The 5,099-nt window shown below is 64.0% G+C and carries 6 protein-coding genes; 2 read left to right on the top strand and 4 right to left on the bottom strand.

All coding sequences use genetic code 11. The annotated features are described in order from the left end of the window. The coding region (locus tag RMO18_RS20945) for an OmpA family protein (protein ID WP_309668472.1) at positions 1 to 591 on the top strand (591 nt) is incomplete at its 5' end. Between the two features lie 4 nt (positions 592 to 595). On the opposite strand, the gene RMO18_RS20940 is transcribed toward RMO18_RS20945, so the two are convergent. Then, the gene (locus tag RMO18_RS20940) at positions 596 to 1,501 is read right to left on the bottom strand and encodes a LysR family transcriptional regulator (protein WP_309668471.1); all 906 of its coding nucleotides are present in this window, start codon (positions 1,499 to 1,501) and stop codon (positions 596 to 598) included. 378 nt (positions 1,502 to 1,879) lie between these two features. Between RMO18_RS20940 and RMO18_RS20935 the strand changes: the two genes are divergently transcribed. Then, complete coding sequence (locus tag RMO18_RS20935; RefSeq protein ID WP_309668470.1) at positions 1,880 to 2,122, top strand: EF-hand domain-containing protein; 243 nt, start codon at positions 1,880 to 1,882, stop codon at positions 2,120 to 2,122. A gap of 4 nt (positions 2,123 to 2,126) precedes the next feature. Here the strand turns inward: RMO18_RS20935 and RMO18_RS20930 are convergent, their stop codons facing one another. From RMO18_RS20930 to RMO18_RS20920, 3 genes are all read right to left on the bottom strand, one after another. Continuing rightward, a complete protein-coding gene (locus RMO18_RS20930; protein ID WP_309668469.1) occupies positions 2,127 to 4,151 on the bottom strand; it encodes an NADPH-dependent 2,4-dienoyl-CoA reductase in 2,025 nt (674 codons plus the stop codon). Between the two features lie 63 nt (positions 4,152 to 4,214). Beyond that, positions 4,215 to 4,859, bottom strand: coding sequence for an HAD family phosphatase (locus tag RMO18_RS20925; protein WP_309668468.1), 645 nt, complete (start codon positions 4,857 to 4,859; stop codon positions 4,215 to 4,217). Continuing rightward, a partial coding sequence (locus RMO18_RS20920; RefSeq protein WP_309668467.1) for a hypothetical protein occupies positions 4,856 to 5,099 on the bottom strand: 244 nt, incomplete at its 5' end. The genes RMO18_RS20925 and RMO18_RS20920, both read right to left, overlap by 4 nt.

Below are 5,099 nucleotides of genomic sequence, written 5' to 3'. Positions count from 1 at the left end.
GGCGACTTCCGCTTTCTTTCGGCTGAAAAGGGGGCCGAGGTGGTCAGCATTCTGGTCAGCCGGTCCAGCGCTTCGGGCTTTGTGCAGATGACCCGCGTCGGGCCGGTGCCGCTGGCCGAACCGGTGCCGCTGGCCGAACCGGTATTGGCCGTGCCGGACACTCCGGCGGTTGATCTGGGCGCCGTGGCGGTCGTGCCTGTACCTGCGTCAGCCGGAGATTTGGGGACGGTGCTTGATACGATGGGGGTCGTTGCACTTGACGATCTGGTGTTTGCCAGCGGAGCGGCGGCGCTGGAGGAGGGCGAGTATGCATCGCTTGCCGCCCTTGCCGCGTGGATGGCCGCCAACCCGCAGGACAGTGTGGCGTTGGTCGGGCACACGGATGCGTCGGGCACTCTGGTTGCCAACATAGCATTGTCGGAACGCAGGGCCGAACTGGTGCGGCGCGCGCTGGTGGACCGTTATGGTGTGGTTGACAGCAGGCTCAGTTCAGAGGGGGTGGGCTATCTGTCACCGCGCGCCACCAACTGGACCGAAGAGGGCCGCCAGAAGAACCGGCGGGTCGAGGCGGTTGTCACCTCGATCCGCTAGCCGGTTACCAGATGTCAGGGCCTTTGTCGGAATAGCGCTGGGCCAGGAAATCGATGAACGCGCGCACCTTGGGCTGGGTAAACCGGCCCGGTGGGTAGACGGCGTAGATACCAAGGGTTTCCACCGGCAGGCCGGGGATCGCCTCTTCGACCAGACCCTGGCGCATCGCGTCAGAGTACAGGAAAGACGGCAGATACGCGATGCCAAGGCCCGACACGGCGGCATTCAGCAGCGATTGCCCGTCATTCACCGTCAGCCAGCCGACCGAGCGGACCTGCCGCTTTTCGCCGGAGGGCGCGGTGATTTTCCACACGTTGCCGTTGGCCTGGTTGGAATAGTGCAACAGCTTGTGGTCGTTCAGATCGTCGATCTTCATCGGGCGACCGAATTTCTGGAAATAGCTTGGCGCGCCGATCATCCGTTTGCTGGTTTCAGTCAGCTTGCGGGCGCGAAGGCTCGAATCCTCCAGATCGCCAACCCGGATCGCCATGTCGAACCCTTCGGAGATCAGTTCGACGTAGCGGTTGTTCAGCACCATGTTCACGGTGATCTCTGGATACTCCAGCAGGAAATCCCCCAGAATTGGTGACAACAGGTTCACCCCGAAATCGGTGGCCACCGACACCCGCAGCAAACCGGACGGCGCCGATTGCATCGAGGTGACCAGTGCATCCGCTTCGCCCGCGTCGTTCAGCACGCGGCGGGCGCGGTCGTAATAGGCGAGGCCGATTTCCGTCGGGCTGACGCGGCGGGTTGTTCGGTTCAGCAGGCGTGCCCCCAGACGCGCCTCCAGCGCCGACACGTGCTTTGACACGGCCGACTTGGATATCCCCATCTTCTTGGCCGCATCCGTGAAGCCACCTTGATCCACAACCGTGGCAAAGGCCTCCATCTCGGTAAGTCGGTCCATTTTTGTCCTCTTGGCAGCAGACGTTTCGGAACTCGTGGCCGTTTGTCGCGGTGAAATCGGGCAGGATAGGGGCAATGGCGCGACCTATCCGGGGTATTGTCGGGGATCGTTGATGGCAGCGAAACGACGACCCCACCCTGGCCGACGGTTCTGTTAGGCGTGGATTTGCCGGAATCGTCCTGTCCGACGGGCGGCAAAATGGTCAGGGGGTCGGCGTCAGCGGGAAAATGTTCCCCTCCGGCGGCAAGACTGGCGGTCAATTGTCGGTACTTCGGCCATTCGTATGTTGGCTCTGGAACAATGGTTCATGAGACCTCAGGTTCTTCACGGGGGCGGCGAAACCGTCGCCTTTCAATCTGGATCTAAAAGGAGATATCCATGAAACGGATCGCAATCTTGCTGGCCCCGCTGGCCTTTGTAAGCGCAGCTTATGCCCAAGACCTGCCCACCGTGGCGGATGCGGATGGCAACGGCACCTGGTCGCTTGTCGAGCTTCAGGCCGTCTGGACGGATATGAGCGAAGACACCTTCAAGGCAGTTGATGCCAATGCCGACGGCGCGGTTGACCAGACCGAACTTCAGGCCGCCTGGGACAACGCGGTGATCACCGCGCCGGCCTGACGCCCTAAAGCCGGGCTGCCAGGCGCGCGCCTTGATCGATCGCGCGCTTGGCATCCAGCTCGGTTGCCACATCCGCCCCACCGATCATGTGGTGGGGGATGCCAAGGGCCGTGAGCCGCCCAGCCAACGCGCGTTCGGGCTCTTGCCCCGCGCACAGCACCACGGCATCGACCGCGAGCGTCTCAGGGCGTTCGCGGTTCGGGCCGTGGCTGATCATCAGGCCATCTGCCGTGATGCGTTCATAATTCACCCCGCCGATCATCTTGACCTGCTTCATCGCCAGACTGGCGCGGTGAATCCAGCCGGTGGTCTTGCCGAGATGCCGCCCCGGCTTTTCAGCTTTGCGCTGCATCAGCACAACCTCGCGCGCGGGTGGAGTGGGTGCGGGCCCGGAGGGGACCAACCCGCCGCGATCGGCCCAAGGCGCAGACACGCCCCATTCCGCGCGCCAGATATCAGGGTGTTCGGTCGGGCTGTCCCCGGCGTGAACCAGCGTTTCGGCCACATCAAAGCCGATGCCCCCGGCCCCCAGAACCGCGACGCGGTGACCAAGCTTGGCGCCGCGCAACACGTCGATATAGCTGTACACGCGGGCGTCAGGATCGGTCGGGATGCCCGGATCGCGCGGGGTGACACCGGTGGCGATGACCACCTCGTCAAACCCTTGCAGCAGGTCTGGAACGGCTTCGGTGCCAAGCTGCACCGTCACGCCAGCCCGGTCCAGCATGGTGGCAAACCAGGCGACCAGGCCGTGAAATTCTTCTTTCCCCGGCACCATCTTGGCAAGGTTCAGCTGGCCGCCGACCTGATCCGCCTTGTCAAACAGCGTGACCTGATGCCCGCGCTGGCCCGCAACGATGGCCGTCATCATGCCTGCTGGGCCGGCACCAACAACCGCGATGCGTTTTGGCGCGAGGGTTGGCGCGTAGGTCAGTTCGGTTTCCGCACAAGCGCGCGGGTTCACCAGGCAGGAGGTCAGCTTGCCCGAAAACGTGTGGTCCAGGCAGGCCTGGTTGCAGGCAATACAGGGCGCGATTTCAGCCGCGCGGCCCGATGCAGCCTTGGCCACGAAATCTGGGTCGGCAAGGAAGGGCCGTGCCATTGACACCATGTCGGCCTGCCCGGCGGCAAGGATCGCCTCGCCCACCTCGGGCGTGTTGATCCGGTTCGAGGTGATGACGGGGATGCCAACCTCGGGCCGCAGTCGGGCGGTCAGGTGGGCAAAGGCCGCGCGCGGCACCGAGGTGGCGATGGTCGGCACCCGGGCTTCGTGCCAGCCGATGCCGGTATTGATCAGCGACGCCCCGGCTTGTTCGACGGCCTTGGCAAGGGTGACGACTTCGTCCCAGCTGGAGCCGTCGGGGACCAGATCGATCAGCGACAGCCGGTAAATCAGGATGAAATCCGGGCCGGTGGCGGCGCGGACCTGTCTGACCACCTCTACCGGCAGGCGCATGCGGTTGGTGTAGGACCCGCCCCAATCATCGGTGCGGCGGTTGGTGTGGGTGACGAGGAACTGGTTCAGGAAATAGCCTTCCGATCCCATAACCTCGACCCCGTCATAGCCTGCGTCGCGGGCGCGGACGGCTGCGGTGACGATATCGGCGATCTGCTTTTCAATCCCCGCCTCATCCAGTTCGCGCGGCGGAAACGGTGATATCGGCGATTTCACTGCACTTGGCCCCACGCAATCGGGCGAATAGGCATAACGCCCGGCATGCAGGATCTGCATCGCAATCTTGCCATCTGCCGCATGAACCCGGTCGGTCACGACCCGGTGGTTGGCGATGTCGGTGGCGCTGAACAGCCCTGCCGCGCCGGGAAACACGCCACCTTCGGGGTTCGGGGCCATGCCGCCGGTGACCATCAGCCCGACGCCGCCGCGCGCGCGCAAGGCGTAGAATTCGGCCACGCGGTTCCAGTCGCCCAATTCTTCCAGCCCCGTGTGCATCGACCCCATCAGCACACGGTTGCGTAACACGGTATGGCCCAGGTCAAGCGGAGCGAGAAGATGCGGGTAGGTAGTCATGCATATGCTTCCTTTGCGGCCAGACTGACGGGTTTGGCGCGACAAGTCACCCCGAACGCAACGTCAAAGGCCAAGCAATCCGGGCAGGTCGGCCATGTTGTGAAACAGCACTGCACCTGCGGCGGCCAGCGCGTCGTTCTGGCCATGTGGCGCATAGCCGAGACAGCGGATGCCCGCCGCCTGCGCCGCGCGTGCGCCTGCCGGGCTGTCTTCGATAACGACGGCATCGCCGGGGGCCACGCCCAGCGCGCGGGCGGCCAGAAGGTACAGGTCCGGCGCAGGTTTCGGGCGGCCGATGGCCTGCCCGGAGTAGAGGTGCCCCCGGAAGCGCGGGATCAGCCCGTGCTGACCCAAGGTGATCTGCATCTTTTCCGCCGATCCGTTGGAGCCGACCGCATAAGGGATGCCGGCCGCATCCAGCGCATCCAGAACGGCCATGATTCCGGGGATCAGCGGCACCCCGAGTTTCAGCATCGCATACATCCGGGCGTAGAAATCTGCGACCCAGCCGTCGGGCAAGGTGGCCCCGTCTTTACTTGCCTTGGCTGCCAAAGTCTCGACCGTGCCGCCGATATAGCTGGTTTCCAGCTGATGCAGCGTCACCGGCAGGCCATGCGCCGCAAGGTCGGCCTGCAGCATCAGAAAGGTCGGCCCCTCGCTGTCGACGATCACCCCGTCGCAGTCAAACAAGACAGCGCTGGGGGTCATGTGGTGCGCCATTGGTCAATTTTTCTCGCAAACGCGTCGGGAGAAAGGTCCGCAGGCAGCGCGGTGTCGGGAATTGGGTAACCATGCGGTGGCGAAAACTGCACGATCGTCATGTGCGACAACCGAAACTGGCCGGTGACGAACGACCAAGGGACTCGCATCATATCGTCGGAAAGCCCCTCTGCCGTCAGTGCCAGATTGGTCTGGCGCGGCCGGTTTATGGGACTGGCTGACACTCGG

Origin of the sequence: Tabrizicola sp. (assembly GCF_031377265.1) — a bacterium.
In the GTDB taxonomy this organism is placed as follows: domain Bacteria; phylum Pseudomonadota; class Alphaproteobacteria; order Rhodobacterales; family Rhodobacteraceae; genus JAUYQR01.
The sequence above is the reverse complement of the archived record's forward strand: the minus strand, read 5'-3'. Positions and strand labels throughout refer to the sequence as shown.